General features: G+C 39.1%; 14 protein-coding genes and 4 tRNA genes. 7 read left to right on the top strand and 11 right to left on the bottom strand.

The annotated features are described in order from the left end of the window. The first annotated feature begins 13 nt into the window (after positions 1–13). From DX522_RS09285 to DX522_RS12065, 3 genes are all read left to right on the top strand, one after another. Positions 14–1,090, top strand: coding sequence for a sulfate/molybdate ABC transporter ATP-binding protein (locus tag DX522_RS09285; protein ID WP_115180579.1), 1,077 nt, complete (start codon positions 14–16; stop codon positions 1,088–1,090). A gap of 80 nt (positions 1,091–1,170) precedes the next feature. Further along, on the top strand, positions 1,171–1,524 hold the full coding sequence (locus DX522_RS12070) for a helix-turn-helix domain-containing protein (RefSeq protein WP_115179798.1): 354 nt from the start codon (positions 1,171–1,173) through the stop codon (positions 1,522–1,524). Next, positions 1,509–2,330, top strand: coding sequence for an IS3 family transposase (locus DX522_RS12065; RefSeq protein WP_115180578.1), 822 nt, complete (start codon positions 1,509–1,511; stop codon positions 2,328–2,330). The genes DX522_RS12070 and DX522_RS12065 overlap by 16 nt, the downstream gene beginning before the upstream one ends. A gap of 59 nt (positions 2,331–2,389) precedes the next feature. Here DX522_RS12065 and argG read toward each other — a convergent pair whose 3' ends face one another. From argG to DX522_RS09260, 3 genes are all read right to left on the bottom strand, one after another. Continuing rightward, complete coding sequence (argG, locus tag DX522_RS09270; protein ID WP_115180577.1) at positions 2,390–3,724, bottom strand: argininosuccinate synthase; 1,335 nt, start codon at positions 3,722–3,724, stop codon at positions 2,390–2,392. 51 nt (positions 3,725–3,775) lie between these two features. Next, positions 3,776–4,606: an SDR family NAD(P)-dependent oxidoreductase gene (locus DX522_RS09265; protein WP_115180576.1), complete on the bottom strand. Its 831-nt coding sequence runs from the start codon at positions 4,604–4,606 to the stop codon at positions 3,776–3,778. Positions 4,607–4,678: 72 nt separating this feature from the next. After that, a complete protein-coding gene (locus tag DX522_RS09260) occupies positions 4,679–5,539 on the bottom strand; it encodes a phosphoribosylaminoimidazolesuccinocarboxamide synthase (RefSeq protein WP_115180575.1) in 861 nt (286 codons plus the stop codon). 220 nt (positions 5,540–5,759) lie between these two features. On the opposite strand from DX522_RS09260, the gene prfC reads away from it, so the two are divergent. Together prfC and DX522_RS09250 are read left to right on the top strand one after the other, a co-directional pair. Next, positions 5,760–7,343 carry a peptide chain release factor 3 gene (gene prfC / locus DX522_RS09255; protein WP_115180574.1) on the top strand — a complete coding sequence of 528 codons (1,584 nt, stop codon included), beginning with the start codon at positions 5,760–5,762 and terminating at the stop codon, positions 7,341–7,343. A gap of 35 nt (positions 7,344–7,378) precedes the next feature. Next, the gene (locus DX522_RS09250; RefSeq protein ID WP_115180573.1) at positions 7,379–7,918 is read left to right on the top strand and encodes a hypothetical protein; all 540 of its coding nucleotides are present in this window, start codon (positions 7,379–7,381) and stop codon (positions 7,916–7,918) included. Positions 7,919–8,059: 141 nt separating this feature from the next. Here DX522_RS09250 and DX522_RS09245 read toward each other — a convergent pair. The 7 genes from DX522_RS09245 to gloB form a co-directional block, all read right to left on the bottom strand. Continuing rightward, positions 8,060–8,134, bottom strand: a tRNA-Gln gene (locus DX522_RS09245). A 47-nt stretch (positions 8,135–8,181) separates the two neighbouring features. After that, a tRNA-Gln gene (locus DX522_RS09240) sits at positions 8,182–8,256 on the bottom strand. A 27-nt stretch (positions 8,257–8,283) separates the two neighbouring features. After that, positions 8,284–8,368 (bottom strand) — tRNA-Leu (locus DX522_RS09235). 5 nt (positions 8,369–8,373) lie between these two features. After that, a tRNA-Met gene (locus DX522_RS09230) sits at positions 8,374–8,450 on the bottom strand. A 123-nt stretch (positions 8,451–8,573) separates the two neighbouring features. Continuing rightward, a complete protein-coding gene (locus tag DX522_RS09225) occupies positions 8,574–9,317 on the bottom strand; it encodes a phosphodiester glycosidase family protein (RefSeq protein WP_115180572.1) in 744 nt (247 codons plus the stop codon). Then, a complete protein-coding gene (gene hemA, locus DX522_RS09220) occupies positions 9,301–10,623 on the bottom strand; it encodes a glutamyl-tRNA reductase (protein WP_115180571.1) in 1,323 nt (440 codons plus the stop codon). Before hemA ends, DX522_RS09225 begins: the two co-directional genes overlap by 17 nt. A 135-nt stretch (positions 10,624–10,758) precedes the next feature. Then, positions 10,759–11,460, bottom strand: a complete 702-nt coding sequence (gene gloB, locus DX522_RS09215) for a hydroxyacylglutathione hydrolase (RefSeq protein ID WP_115180570.1) — start codon at positions 11,458–11,460, stop codon at positions 10,759–10,761. Between the two features lie 10 nt (positions 11,461–11,470). Between gloB and DX522_RS09210 the strand changes: the two genes are divergently transcribed. Next, the gene (locus DX522_RS09210) at positions 11,471–12,187 is read left to right on the top strand and encodes a class I SAM-dependent methyltransferase (protein ID WP_262054207.1); all 717 of its coding nucleotides are present in this window, start codon (positions 11,471–11,473) and stop codon (positions 12,185–12,187) included. Here DX522_RS09210 and DX522_RS09205 read toward each other — a convergent pair whose 3' ends face one another. Beyond that, positions 12,188–12,526 carry a YegP family protein gene (locus DX522_RS09205; protein WP_049381360.1) on the bottom strand — a complete coding sequence of 113 codons (339 nt, stop codon included), beginning with the start codon at positions 12,524–12,526 and terminating at the stop codon, positions 12,188–12,190. A 179-nt stretch (positions 12,527–12,705) separates the two neighbouring features. Between DX522_RS09205 and ycaO the strand changes: the two genes are divergently transcribed. Continuing rightward, positions 12,706–14,469 carry a 30S ribosomal protein S12 methylthiotransferase accessory factor YcaO gene (gene ycaO / locus DX522_RS09200; RefSeq protein ID WP_115180568.1) on the top strand — a complete coding sequence of 588 codons (1,764 nt, stop codon included), beginning with the start codon at positions 12,706–12,708 and terminating at the stop codon, positions 14,467–14,469. Positions 14,470–14,563: the final 94 nt, after the last annotated feature.

The raw sequence follows: 14,563 nt of genomic DNA, 5'->3' as shown, positions 1-14,563 counted from the left end.
AGGAACACAAAACATGACAATCAAAATCCAGCGACTAAACAAACACTTTGAACAGTTTCATGCGTTGAAAGATATCAATCTCAGCTTTCCGGAAAATCAGCTAACAGCCTTGCTTGGACCAAGTGGTTGTGGAAAAACAACGCTATTACGGATCATTGCTGGATTAGAATTTGCTGATAATGGACACATTTGGTTTGGTGAAAAAGAGGTGACTCAACTTTCAGCTGCTGAACGAGGTGTTGGCTTTGTGTTTCAGCATTATGCACTATTTCAAAATATGACCGTCTTTGACAATGTCGCTTTTGGCTTAACGGTGAAACCTCGTAGAGAACGTCCCTCTGCAGAAGAAATTCGCGAAAAAGTCACCGCACTTTTAAAGCTAGTAAAACTTGAATGGCTAGCCGATCGCTACCCTAATCAACTTTCTGGTGGACAAAAACAACGTATAGCCTTAGCTCGCTCCCTTGCTGTTCAACCAAAAGTCTTACTACTTGATGAACCCTTTGGTGCATTGGATGCTCAAGTTCGTAAAGAATTACGTCGTTGGCTGCGAGAATTGCAACATGAACTCAATGTGACCAGCATTTTCGTTACCCATGATCAAGATGAAGCATTAGATATGTCTGATCGCATTGTGGTGATGAATAAAGGTCAAGTGGAGCAAATTGATGTGCCTAGCCAAATCTATCATGCACCACAAACCCCTTTCGTCACGCAATTTGTAGGGGATGTTAATGTGTTCCACGGACACATTGATCAAGGCAATTTAGTCATTGGTGAATTTGCTCATAATTTACAAACACATAGCAATGCGGCTCATGCAGTTAATAACCAATCTGCAACGGCTTATATTCGCCCTTACGAACTTACGCTTTCACGAGAATCTCATAATGCCTTAGCGAGTGGTACGATTCGTCATATTAATGCTATTGGTTTTATCGTAAGAATTGAAGTGGAAAGTTCGCAAACAGAACAACCGATTGAGGTGATTCTTACCAAAGAAAACTATCTCAATGCGCAGTATAAAATAGGTGATCACGTTTATCTTGTGCCGGATAAATTAAATCTATTTCAAGAAATGAATATCTAGAAAAGTAAAAGAGCGGTCAAAATGATCTGCACCCCAAAAGTTGGACTCAACAAACCAACAATTGAGGTGCAGATTTTTTTATGGGTAAACACTACACAATCGAATTTAAATTACAGGTTATTCAACCTATTTTGAATGAGAAAATGAGTATTAGAGAAGCCGCGCGTTTTTACAATATTCCCTCCAACACCCTAGTCGGGACATGGTTGAAACGGTTTGAAAAAAGTGGCATAAAAGGACTGATTCCCCGTAAACCATCAGGACGACCACCAATGAAACCCAAATATGCCAGAATGCCACCGCCACCCAAAACTGAAGAAGACCGTTTACGCCTGAGAATTTTACAGCTTGAAGCGGAGGTAGCCTACCTAAAGGAGTTGAGAAGGCTCAGGCTTCAGGACGAAGCCGAGCAACGGAAATTATCCAAAGGTTAAGAACACGTTATCCGTTAAAATGGCTTTTAGGCTTTGCACAGTTAGCGCGTAGTACGTTTTTTGCGAAACGTCAGATTAAACCGGATAAGGATGAGCCGCTGAAAAAGGCCATTAAACGCATCAAAGCCAATCATCCTGATTATGGCTACCGACGTGTTCATGCCAGCTTGCCAGGCGTGAATCATAAAAAAGTTCAACGTTTAATGCAGACACTTGGGCTTCAAGTGCGGTCAAGAAAAAGCAAGAAATTTACGACCTATCGTGGCACGATAGGGGTGATTGCCCCAAATCATATTGAACGTAATTTTAGCGCAACAGCCCCGAAACAAAAATGGGTGACCGATATCACCGAGTTTAAGGCGAAAGATGGGAGTAAAGTCTATTTATCCCCAATTTTAGACTTATTTAACAATGAGATAGTTTCATATAATCTCAGCTATTCCCCAAACTGGGCACAAGTAGAGGACATGTTAATGCAAGCCGTCAAAGGATTAAATAAAGCTTGTGGTGTCATTTTGCATTCAGACCAAGGCTGGCAATATCAAATGGTAGCTTATCGTCGAATCTTGGCTGAACATGGCATCATTCAAAGTATGTCGAGAAAAGGGAATTGCTTAGATAACGCCGCGATGGAAAGTTTCTTTGGGCGATTAAAAACGGAATGTTTTTATGGTCGGGAATTTAAAACAAAAGAAGAGATAGTTGATGCTGTCAGAGATTATTTGGATTACTATAATCATCGACGGATTCAACTAAAATTAAAAGGACTGAGTCCGATACAATATCGAAAACAATCCTTTAAATAACAGTCTAACTTTTTGGGGTCAGATCAAAATCAACCGCACTTTATATTTAAAGGAGAAAATTATTTTTTACCTAATTGCGGTAACACTGAATCTTTACCCGCAGTTAATAAACCAACTTGAGAGTAGATACTTAATTTGCCGCGTGTATCCGCTACGTCTAAGTTACGCATGGTTAATTGGCCAATACGATCGATTGGATCAAATGGCGCATTTTCCACTTTTTCCATACTTAAACGTTCTGCTGCATAAGTTAAGTTTGGTGATTCAGTATTTAAGATTGAGTAGTCATTACCGCGACGAAGTTCTAATGTCACTTCACCAGTCACCGCACGAGCGACCCAACGTTGTGCGGTTTCACGTAACATTAACGCTTGTGGATCAAACCAACGACCTTGGTATAACAAACGACCTAAACGTAAACCGTTGATACGATATTGTTCGATAGTATCTTCATTATGAATACCAGTGACTAAACGTTCATAAGCGATATGGAATAATGCCATTCCCGGTGCTTCATAAATACCACGTGATTTAGCTTCGATAATACGGTTTTCAATTTGGTCTGACATGCCTAAACCATGACGACCACCAATGCGATTTGCTTCTAAGAAAAGATCGACCACGTTATCAAAGGTTTTACCATTCAATGCAACCGGCACACCTTCTTCAAAGCGAACGGTCACCACTTCTGGTTTCAGTTGAACATTTTCATCCCAAAATGCCACTCCCATAATTGGTTTCACAATTTTAATGCCAGTGCTTAATTCTTCTAAGTCTTTCGCTTCGTGTGTCGCACCTAACATATTAGAGTCAGTTGAATACGCTTTTTCTACCGACATTTTGTAGTCAAAACCACTTGCGATTAAGAATTGTGACATTTCAAAGCGACCACCCAACTCATCGATGAATTGTTGATCTAGCCATGGTTTATAAATTTTTAAATTTGGGTTGGTTAATAAACCATAACGATAAAAACGCTCAATATCGTTACCTTTGAAAGTTGAACCATCGCCCCAGATATTCACATCATCTTCTTTCATTGCTGCAACAAGCATCGTACCTGTTACCGCGCGACCTAGTGGTGTGGTATTGAAATAGGTTGCTCCACCAGTAGAAATATGGAATGCACCACATTGAATAGCCGCAATCCCTTCATGGGCTAACTGCACACGACAATCCACTAAACGCGCATTTTCCGCACCATATTCCATCGCTTTTTTTGGAATTGCATTGTAATCATCTTCATCGGGTTGACCTAAGTTTGCTGTATAAGCATAAGGTACCGCACCTTTTTGACGCATCCAAAGCAATGCAGCACTGGTATCTAGCCCGCCAGAAAAGGCAATGCCTACTTTTTGGCCTTTAGGTAAATGTTGCAGAATCGTATTTGACATATTTTATTTCCTTCATTGTGGTTATGGTGAGTGAGTCTTTAAAAAGTGCGGTCAAAAATCACTGCGCTTTTCTAACATATCATCGGGATTTGGATAACGATAAGTAAAGCCTAAATCTCGACAAATTTTATCTGCCATAATGATTCGTCTCGGATCCGAATCACTACATTCGAATTGCGGTATAGATAAATCATAAAATACCGCTGCCTTTGTGTAATATTCTGCTCGCGTAGGATGAATTGGTGCGCAAAGATGGTAAGTTCGCAATCCATTTGGATTAATGAGTAAGGCAGTAATAGCTTGAATGCAATCCTCAAGATACACCAAATTAACAAGCGAATTGCCCTGTTTTAACTTGCGTTTTCCTGCTAAGAATTTAACAGGATGGCGTTGTTTACCAATTAATCCTGCAAGTCGAAGAATATCACAATGCGATATTCCTGATTGGAACAAGCACTGTTCTGCTTGTATCAGTGTTTTACCCATTTCTGTTTCAGATGAAGGTTGAGAACCTTCATCAAATTGCCCCGAAATATCAGGAAAAACAGAAGTTGAACTGGTAAAAAGTACATGTTGTACACCTTGTTTCTTTGCTTGATTGGCTAAAAAAGCAAGATATTCACAATACTGTTGAGAAGAAAAGCTGCTAGGTGGTAGGGTGAGAATGAGAGCATCTACATTAAAAAGAGGGCGAATATTGTCTGATAAACTCGTCATTTCGTCAGAAAGCGAAAAAGGATAAGTTTCAATGCCTAGCTGATGCAATTTTTGAGCATCCTCAGGGGATTGTTTGGATCCTTTTACACACCAACCAAGCTCTTTTAAGTGCAGCGCCAATGGTAAGCCTAACCAACCTAAACCTACTATCGCAACAGATTTCATACTCTTTTATTCATAATATTTTATCCATAAAAATCCCTGCTATTCTAAAGCATAGCAGGGAGTTTGTTAATGTTATTTTGTTAATAAATCCAACGCCTCTTGATATTTAGCAACTGTTTTTTCAATCACTTCTTTTGGTACTTTCGGTGCTGGTGGTTGTTTATTCCAACCACTTTGTTCTAACCAATCTCGTACAAATTGCTTATCAAATGATGGCGGATTTGTGCCTTCTTTATAAGTATCAACTGACCAAAAACGACTCGAATCAGGTGTTAATACCTCATCCATTAAAGTGAGCGTACCATTTTCATCTAAACCAAATTCAAATTTAGTATCACAAATAATAATACCTTTAGTCAGCGCATATTTGGCAGCCTCAGTATAAAGTGCAATGGCTTTTTCTCTGACTTGAGCCGCTAATTCTGAACCAATAGCTTTTTCACATTCCTCATAGCTAATATTGATATCGTGATTGCCCACTTCTTCTTTACTTGATGGCGTAAAAATTGGTTCAGGTAATTTGCTTGCTTCAACTAATCCTTCCGGTAATTTCAAACCACAAATGGTACCCGTTTGCTTATAATCTTTTAGCCCGCTACCTGTTAAATAACCACGGACGATAGATTCAATTTTTATTGGTTTCAAACGCTTACATACCACTGCTCGATCTTTTACTAAATCAGCCTCTTCTTTTGGTAACACATCATAAACTGAATCGCCTGTAAAATGATTCGGCATAATATGCGCTAACTTATTGAACCAGAAATTGGAAATTTGAGTAAGAATTTCACCTTTGCCTGGGATAGGATCATCTAAAATCACATCAAATGCAGATAAACGGTCACTGGCGACCATTAACATTCGTTTATCATCGATCTCATAAAGATCACGCACTTTTCCCGAATAGATTTTTTTTAGACTAAGTTGTGTCATTGCTTGCACCTTTTATTATAAGAATAAAAAATCGGCACGTATTATACCGCACTTCTTACGCAAACGTTTGCTTTTTTTTATTAAAAATTTTTAAATAAAAGAAATTACAGAGTCATACACCTAAATAAGCTATAGATGACAAAAGAAAAACAATTTAATTTGAGCTCAATCTGAAAATCAGCGACAATACAGCATTATTTAAAACAGAAGAAACAAGACAATGAGTTATCCATTAGAAGAAGTAAATAAACGTCGCACATTTGCGATTATTTCCCACCCTGACGCGGGTAAAACCACCATCACCGAAAAAGTATTATTATACGGCAATGCCATTCAAAAAGCGGGCTCTGTTAAAGGTAAAGGCTCTACACAACATGCAAAATCTGACTGGATGGAAATGGAAAAACAACGTGGTATTTCCATTACGACTTCCGTGATGCAATTCCCTTACAATGAGTGCTTAGTAAATTTATTAGATACGCCGGGGCATGAGGATTTCTCCGAAGATACCTACCGCACTTTGACAGCGGTGGATAGTTGCTTAATGGTTATCGATTCTGCAAAAGGGGTTGAGGAACGTACCATTAAACTAATGGAAGTGACCCGTTTGCGCGATACACCAATTATCACATTCATGAATAAACTTGACCGTGATATTCGTGATCCAATGGAATTATTAGATGAAGTGGAAAACGTATTAAAAATCCATTGTGCGCCGATCACTTGGCCAATTGGTTGCGGTAAATTGTTTAAAGGGGTTTATCATTTATATAAAGATGAAACCTATCTTTATCAAAGCGGCCAAGGCTCAACTATTCAAGAAGTGCGTATAGTGAAAGGCTTAAATAGTCCAGAATTAGACGCTGCCGTAGGTGATGACTTAGCCCAACAACTGCGTGATGAATTAAAGCTTGTAAAAGGTGCAAGTAATGAATTTGACCTCGATTTATTCCTAGCTGGTGAATTAACACCTGTCTTTTTCGGTACAGCATTAGGTAACTTCGGTGTCGATCATTTCTTAGATGGTTTAACTGAATGGGCGCCAGCCCCACAAGCTCGTCAAGCTGACACTCGTAAAGTTTCAGCTGAAGAAGAAAAATTCACTGGTTTTGTGTTTAAAATCCAAGCCAATATGGATCCCAAACACCGCGACCGCGTGGCTTTCCTCCGCGTAGTTTCGGGTAAATACGAAAAAGGGATGAAACTTAAACACGTGCGTATTGGTAAGGATGTGGTTATTTCCGATGCACTCACCTTTATGGCGGGGGATCGTACCCATGCTGATGAGGCCTATGCTGGCGATATTATCGGTCTTCATAATCACGGTACGATTAAAATTGGCGATACCTTTACACAAGGCGAAGAGCTTAAATTTACTGGTATTCCAAACTTTGCCCCTGAATTATTCCGCCGCATTCGTTTAAAAGATCCTCTCAAACAAAAACAATTGTTAAAAGGCTTAGTACAACTTTCTGAAGAAGGTGCTGTGCAAGTATTCCGTCCATTAAGCAATAATGATTTGATTGTTGGCGCAGTCGGTGTGTTACAGTTTGATGTGGTCGTTTCTCGTTTGAAATCAGAATATAACGTAGAAGCTATTTACGAAACGGTCAACGTTGCAACAGCTCGTTGGGTGGAATGTGCGGATAACAAAAAATTTGAAGAGTTCAAACGTAAAAATGAGCAAAACCTAGCATTAGATGGTGGGGATAATCTTGCTTATATCGCACCAACTATGGTTAACTTAAATCTTGCACAAGAACGTTATCCTGATGTAACCTTCTTTAAGACAAGGGAACATTAATTCACTATTTTCTCTCATTAATAAAAGGAAAAATCATGAAAAAATTGATGCTTATCAGTACAGCAGTATTACTACTTTCAGGCTGTGTAAACACTGAGCTATCAAATGCAGGAAAAGCTTATAATCCACAAACTGATGCACGTATCCGTCTATACGGACAAAATGGTCGCTATACCGAGATGGAAGTAAAACAAGATGGAAAAACAGAAAAAGTTAATGTTGGTGGTGGATTAGGGCAATCCTTCGGCTCAATGCTTTACCTTAAAGGTAATGAATCACTAGGGATGCCAGATAGCGAAGCGAGTAAAAAACCAAGTCAATTCAATAACATTGGTTCAAGTACCTTCTTTAAAGAGTTTGTTATCCCTGCGGGTGCTGAAATCACTCTAAAAAGTGAAATAATAACCCCAGATAATACTTATACCGATTATGCAAAAGGTATTAAATATACACAACTAGGTTACAGCTGTTCTGGTAAAAAACTCACATTCACGCCTCAGGCAGGAAAAGATTATGAAGCATTACCTGCAGCATCAACAGCTCAATGTAATTTAACTTTAGTAGAATTAAAATAATCAATATGAAAGGTCACCGCAAGGTGGCTTTTCTTTTATATAAAGATATTAAAATTTGTAGTAAATAACAACTGACGGATAGAACAAAGTGCGGTTAAATTTAATCGCATTTTTTTATACAAAAGAAATTGAAAAATAAGATGGCTGGGGTACTAGGATTCGAACCTAGGGATGCCGAGATCAAAACCCGGTGCCTTACCGCTTGGCGATACCCCAACTGAAATTCTTTGATTGGAAATAAAGAAGATTTTATTTAGATAGTATGGCTGGGGTACTAGGATTCGAACCTAGGGATGCCGAGATCAAAACCCGGTGCCTTACCGCTTGGCGATACCCCAACTACTATTTGACTGCAAGCTGATAAATGGTGCGGGACGAGGGACTTGAACCCACACACCTCTCGGCGCCAGAACCTAAATCTGGTGCGTCTACCAATTTCGCCAGTCCCGCAAATTTGGTGGCTACAGCGAGATTCGAACTTGCGACCCCAACATTATGAGTGTTGTGCTCTAACCAACTGAGCTATGTAGCCATCATTTGCTTTACCTTATCGGCTTTGCGGGGCGTATTATCCTGATTTGACCTATTCTCGTCAATCATTTTTTTGCAAAAAACGGATTTTTTGATTTAGTTGATTATAAATAAAACGCTTTTGCTATTTTTTGTTCACATCAAGAACGGAGATCATTCCAACAAAACGCTTCCAATGCAAGGTGTTAAATTGCCCTGGAATGTACCAATTAGATATTGTTCCATCAAGATATAAGGCGTCATGACAACCTATTTTCAGCAAACCTTGGCTTAAGCTATAAAGGTTAGGTTCACCTTTTATCGTCATCAAAAACAACAGTTCATTCTGTTTCGTCAAACACACTGCATTACGCTTATGATAGCTTTCTAAGCTTGCTCGAAATTGCGGATTCATTTTTCCATGAATAATTAACATCGGGCCTGATTGCAACGCAAAGTCTGGCTTGAGTTTGCTTTTTTGATACGCAGCTGTTGTTAAAATGTAGGGTTTATTTCCAGCAATGGCGAATACCCCATTAGGCTGCACATGGAAATTACCTTTGCCTGCTTTTGTATTTAACGCATTGAGCTCTTTTCCTTGCTCAATCCATAACCCTGCAGGCTCATTATTCATGCTATAAATGCCTGCATTCATGACCATTTTCACGTTATAGCTATCTTCTAAGGCATTTTTGAGACGCGTTAAACTTTGATAATCGTTACCTTCAGCATCTTTCCAATGTAGCTGCACTTCTTCAGGTTTAGCTTGGAAAATCCCGTAAGTAATATTGCCATCATTAAAGGTTCGATATTCAGCTAGGGCTGACACACTCATCAATAGCGATGAGCTACCTAAAAGTGCGGCCAAAAATCTAATCGTTTTTTTCATTTAAAGGATGGGTTAAATGCAAAGCATTTGAAAAGGCGTGCAAGCCTTCCGCATTACCGGATTTCATCATGGCTTGCATGGTTTGGGTTGGCGCATGAATGAGTTTATTCGTTAATTTATAACTCAATTCTTGCAGAATTTTTTCAGCATTCTCACCTTGTTGAATTTGGTGTAAGGCTTTTTCGAGTAATTCTTGGCGAGTATTCTCCGCTTCATCACGATAATGACGAATCAAATTGGAGAACTGATGAACCTTCAACCACTCAAAGAAATCCGTGCATTCTTGTGTGATGATGTCCTGTGCTTGCTCTGATGCTTGCTCACGTTGAGAAAGATTGCGTTGAATAATATCTTGCAAATCATCTACGGTGTAATGATACACACTTTCTAATTCCGAGACGTTTTCATCAATATCGCGTGGCACCGCAATATCCACCATCAAAGTCGGTTTAAATTGGCGTGCTTTTTCCGCAATTTCAGCCATTGCTTTGGTGATTAAAACATTCGGACTACCTGTTGAGCTGATGACAATATCGGCTTGATTTAACGGTGTTTGCAACTCATCGAGAGAATAGACTTCAATCGGCGTATTGGAGGCTAAAGTCTCTACCAACTGTTCAGCGCGAGATAAAGTGCGGTTAGCAATCATCAATTTTTTTACACCGTGGCGTAATAAATGACGGCTTACCAATTCAATGGTTTCCCCTGCCCCAACGAGCAAAATTTGTAATTCACGTAAAGATTCAAAAATCTGACGTGCCAAACTACAAGCTGCATAAGCTACCGATACAGCACTTTCACCAATATTGGTTTCAGTGCGTACACGTTTTGCTGTAGCAAAGGTTTTTTGGAACAAACGAGAAAGCGTGCTTGAAAGCGGAATATTCGCCGCTTGATAATAATCTTCACTGATTTGGAAAGCTTGTTTCACCTGTCCTAAAATTTGCGGCTCACCCAAAATTAATGAATCCAAACCACATGCCACGCGCATTAAATGATTTGCAGCTTGTTGATTTCGATGTGTGTAAATACTTTTATTTAATTCATCGACAGAAAGCTGATGAATATTAGCAAACCAATTTGTACAGTTCGTTTGCCATTGCTTACACTCTTGGGGTGAAATTTGACGATGGTGGAGATAAATCTCTGTACGGTTACAGGTAGAAAGAATAACCGCACTTTCTGCCAAATCTTGTTGGTGAATTTGTTGTAAGGCAAGCTGCCGCTTTTCTTCAGAAAAAGCGACTTTCTCACGAACAGCGACAGAAGCTGTTTTATGATTAATGCCAAGAACAAGAAGGGTCATAAAAACCTAATAAAAACAACCGCACTTTTATGAATATGCGGCTTAAGTAGAAAGTAAAATTTTCGCTATTTTAATGAATTGTTGAGAATTGAGCAAATTTCAAGAGAAAAAACTCAAACAAATAACTAAAACGAGTTAAAACTTATCTTTCGCTAAACGCCATTGTGTAAATTCGTCTAAATTTTTTGCTTGTAAAAACGGGTTAATTTGTTTCTCTAATCCAATTGTTGTTGGCAAACTCGGTTTTCCCTCCGCACGATAACGTTCCACCAAAACACGTTGATTTTCAACCGCACTTTTATCCGCCAATATGGTTTCCGCAAAAGCTAAATTACCCAGCGTATATTCATGAGCCGGGCAAACCACGGTTTCATCTGGTAATTGGTTAAAACGCTGCATAGATTCAAACATTTGAGCAAAATTTCCCGTGAACACGCGTCCACAACCACCAGAAAATAACGCATCGCCGCAAAATAGATGCCCATCCACCAAATAGCTGACATGCCCTGCCGTATGACCACCGCTTGGCAAAACTTCAATATGATAATGTGCCGTATTAATCACACCACTATCCACGATATTGGTTGCCCCTTTATTTGCACATTCTGTTGGACCGAAAACAGGCACATTAGGATAATATTGCTTAAACTCCGCGACACCTTGCACATGATCATCATGATTATGGGTTAATAACACCGCCTCTACGTCTAACTTATTCGATTCTAAATACGGAATTAAACGGGGTATTTCTGGGATATCGATCACAATTACGGGGAAATTTTCTCGTCTATAAAGCCAAATATAGTTATCATTGAGTGCAGGAATAGGAACTAGCATAAATTACCTTATGAAAATAGGATTAACATTGAATTGGAAAGCCAAATGGTACAAACCACTTCTTTCACCTGAAAGTTGGCAAGCGTTACCACAAGGTGAAGCCTATTGTAACGTATTAACACATTATTTTACCCAATGGACACCAAAAATTTTAGGCTATCAAGTTCTGAAAGTCGGTGCCTTAAGTGGCGAAATTGCCTTTGACTTGCCTTTACGTCATCAAATTGTGTTAGCTGAAAAAACAGCGCATTTTCCTACCGCACTTTTAAATGAAAGTGATAGCTTGCTCCAAGCATCGCCATTAACCTTGCCTTTTATTGAAAAAGAAATGGATGCCTGCTTATTGGCAAACACCTTAAATTTTGCGCAAGATCCTCATCAAATATTGCGTGAAGCACATCGTGTTTTAAAGGATGACGGTTGGATTTTCATCACGTTATTTAATCCGCTGAGTCCCTTGCTTTTCAAACCGAAATTAGGCGAGTTTAAGTTCCGACAATATGCTACTTGGCGAGTGGTTGACTGGCTATCATTATTAAATTTTGATGTGATTGCAGAAGAAAGACTATCCATAAAGCAAGAGAATAGCTCGCTCTGCTCTCCGCTCACTGTGATCGTTGCCCAAAAACGAACTTATCCCTTAACACTGAATCCGGAGAAAGCGCGATCAAAAATGCCGGCGTTTTTAGAGCCGGCAAGTGCATTTAAAGAAATCAGAACAGAATAATTATTCTGTCACTTCTTTGATTACTGCAGAAGATGCATTATTCATTACAGACTCAACGCCTTTTTCTGCTGCAGCTTGAGAAGAATAATATTGGCTACGGCCAATTTCTTGATGGTTAGCCGCTTTTAAAATGAAGTAAGGTTTGTCATTTTTCGCTACGCGATATTCAAAGTTTTTCGCATCCACACCATTTTTTTGCACTGATGCAATGCCGTTTTCAGCTGATGCTTTTGTTTTATAAAGTTCGCTAGTTAAAATAACTTGTCCGTTTGCTGCTTTTAAGTTGAACATAAATTGTCCGTCTTTAGCCACTTTTAATTCATAAAATCCTTGAGCCATAATGTCTCCCAATTGATTGATTTGTTTATAATTTTACCTACACAGAAAATACCTTTCTGCGCCAAGCTAATTTACCCTTAAAAATCAAGGAAAACAAGAGCTAAAGCGTATAAATTTTATGCTTGATTAGCCCATTAAACTCCCCTATGATGCGAGAACTTTTTATAACAGGAACAATTATGACCGAACAAACATTTATTCTAGGCAAAGATGCCGCACTTGAAGACAGTATTTCAAAATTTCAACAAAAATTGACCGCACTTGGTTTCAATATCGAAGAAGCCTCTTGGCTTAATCCTGTGCCAAATGTATGGTCTGTACACATTCGTGATAAAGATTGCCCACAATGTTTTTCTAACGGTAAAGGCGCGAGCAAAAAAGCCGCATTAGCGTCTGCATTAGGTGAATATTTCGAACGTCTTTCCACCAACTATTTCTTTGCTGATTTCTATTTAGGGCAAGAGATTGCCAATGGCGATTTCGTCCATTATCCCACTGAAAAATGGTTTCCTATTGAAGATGAAGCCCTTTTACCTCTAGGGATTTTAGATGATTACTTATGGGATTATTTCGATCCAAATCAAGAACTAACCCCTGAATTGCTTGTAGATCTGCAATCTGGTAATTACGATCGCGGTATTGTCGCGATGCCTTATGTGCGTCAATCCGATCAAGAAACCGTCTATATTCCACAAAGTATCATTGCGAATTTATACGTATCTAACGGAATGTCTGCCGGTAACACAAAAAATGAAGCTCAAGTGCAAGGGCTTTCAGAAGTTTTTGAACGTTACGTAAAAAATCGCATTATTGCAGAAGCAATCAGTCTTCCTGAAATTCCAAAATCCGTGATGAATCGCTATCCATCTATTCAAGCCTCTATTGCAAAATTAGAGGAAGAAGGCTTCCCTATTTATGCCTTTGATGCGTCACTAGGTGGCAAATATCCTGTCATTTGTGTGGTATTACTCAACCCAAATAACGGCACTTGCTTTGCTTCTTTTGGTGCACATCCAAACTTCCAAGTGGCATTAGAGCGTACCGTAACGGAGCTTTTACAAGGTCGCAGCTTAAAAGATCTCGATGTATTCTCTCCTCCATCATTCAATAATGATGATGTGGCGGAGCATGCTAACCTTGAAACACACTTTATTGATTCTAGCGGTTTAATTTCTTGGGATTTATTTAAAAATACGCCAGATTATGAATTTGTAGATTGGGATTTCTCAGGTTCAACGCAAGAAGAATATGAAAACTTGATGGCAATCTTTAATGCAGAGGAAAAAGAAGTCTATATCATGGATTACAACCATTTAGACGTTTACGCTTGTCGCATTATCGTACCAGGCATGTCTGATATCTATCCTGCTGATGACCTCATTTATGCCAATAATAATATGGGTATGGACTGGCGTGAGATCTTATTGGAGCTACCACACCATCATCATGATGCTGAAACTTATGAAGAATTATTAGCAGAATTAGATGAGCAAGATATTGATGATGCTACACGCGTTCGCGAATTTATCGGTATCGTTGCACCAAAAGCAAGCGGTTGGACAACATTACGTGTTGGTGAACTGAAATCCATGCTTTACTTAGCATTAGGTGAATTAGAATTAGCCTTAGATTGGGCAAACTGGACGATGAATATGAATAGCTCTGTGTTTACGCCTGAGCGTGTGAATTACTATCGTGCCTTAATCAGTATTATTGAATTGCATTTAGACAATACTCGCGATCCACAACAATATCGCACTGTATTTGAAAGAATGTATGGCAAAGAAGCCGTTCAACAAGCTTGGGCTGCGGTGGCTGAAAAGGGTAACCCGTTCTATAACTTGCCAGCCAGCGATGAAACGCTTGAAAACTTCAAAGAACACCAAGCTTTACTTGGTGCCTATGCTAAACTACAAAAAGCCAAACGAGAAAATTGGAAATAGACGATTTTCTCTCAATCATAAGGCGGACTTAATGTCTGCCTTATTTATTTCCGCATTAAAAAACTGCTTCAAAATCAACCGCACTTTTCACACA

Source organism: Haemophilus parainfluenzae, assembly GCF_900450995.1.
In the GTDB taxonomy this organism is placed as follows: Bacteria; Pseudomonadota; Gammaproteobacteria; order Enterobacterales; family Pasteurellaceae; genus Haemophilus_D; species Haemophilus_D parainfluenzae_O.
Note: the sequence above shows the minus strand (reverse complement) of the source record. Positions and strands in the feature narration are given on the sequence as shown.

What these genes read in the sequence shown, in the direction of transcription:
- DX522_RS09285 (WP_115180579.1), top strand. Translation starts at nt 14, where the DNA reads ATGACAATCAAAATCCAGCGACTAAACAAACACTTTGAACAGTTTCAT.
- DX522_RS12070 (WP_115179798.1), top strand. Translation starts at nt 1,171, where the DNA reads ATGGGTAAACACTACACAATCGAATTTAAATTACAGGTTATTCAACCT.
- argG (WP_115180577.1), bottom strand. Translation starts at nt 3,724, where the DNA reads ATGTCAAATACGATTCTGCAACATTTACCTAAAGGCCAAAAAGTAGGC.
- DX522_RS09265 (WP_115180576.1), bottom strand. Translation starts at nt 4,606, where the DNA reads ATGAAATCTGTTGCGATAGTAGGTTTAGGTTGGTTAGGCTTACCATTG.
- DX522_RS09260 (WP_115180575.1), bottom strand. Translation starts at nt 5,539, where the DNA reads ATGACACAACTTAGTCTAAAAAAAATCTATTCGGGAAAAGTGCGTGAT.
- prfC (WP_115180574.1), top strand. Translation starts at nt 5,760, where the DNA reads ATGAGTTATCCATTAGAAGAAGTAAATAAACGTCGCACATTTGCGATT.
- DX522_RS09250 (WP_115180573.1), top strand. Translation starts at nt 7,379, where the DNA reads ATGAAAAAATTGATGCTTATCAGTACAGCAGTATTACTACTTTCAGGC.
- DX522_RS09225 (WP_115180572.1), bottom strand. Translation starts at nt 9,317, where the DNA reads ATGAAAAAAACGATTAGATTTTTGGCCGCACTTTTAGGTAGCTCATCG.
- hemA (WP_115180571.1), bottom strand. Translation starts at nt 10,623, where the DNA reads ATGACCCTTCTTGTTCTTGGCATTAATCATAAAACAGCTTCTGTCGCT.
- gloB (WP_115180570.1), bottom strand. Translation starts at nt 11,460, where the DNA reads ATGCTAGTTCCTATTCCTGCACTCAATGATAACTATATTTGGCTTTAT.
- DX522_RS09210 (WP_262054207.1), top strand. Translation starts at nt 11,471, where the DNA reads ATGAAAATAGGATTAACATTGAATTGGAAAGCCAAATGGTACAAACCA.
- DX522_RS09205 (WP_049381360.1), bottom strand. Translation starts at nt 12,526, where the DNA reads ATGGCTCAAGGATTTTATGAATTAAAAGTGGCTAAAGACGGACAATTT.
- ycaO (WP_115180568.1), top strand. Translation starts at nt 12,706, where the DNA reads ATGACCGAACAAACATTTATTCTAGGCAAAGATGCCGCACTTGAAGAC.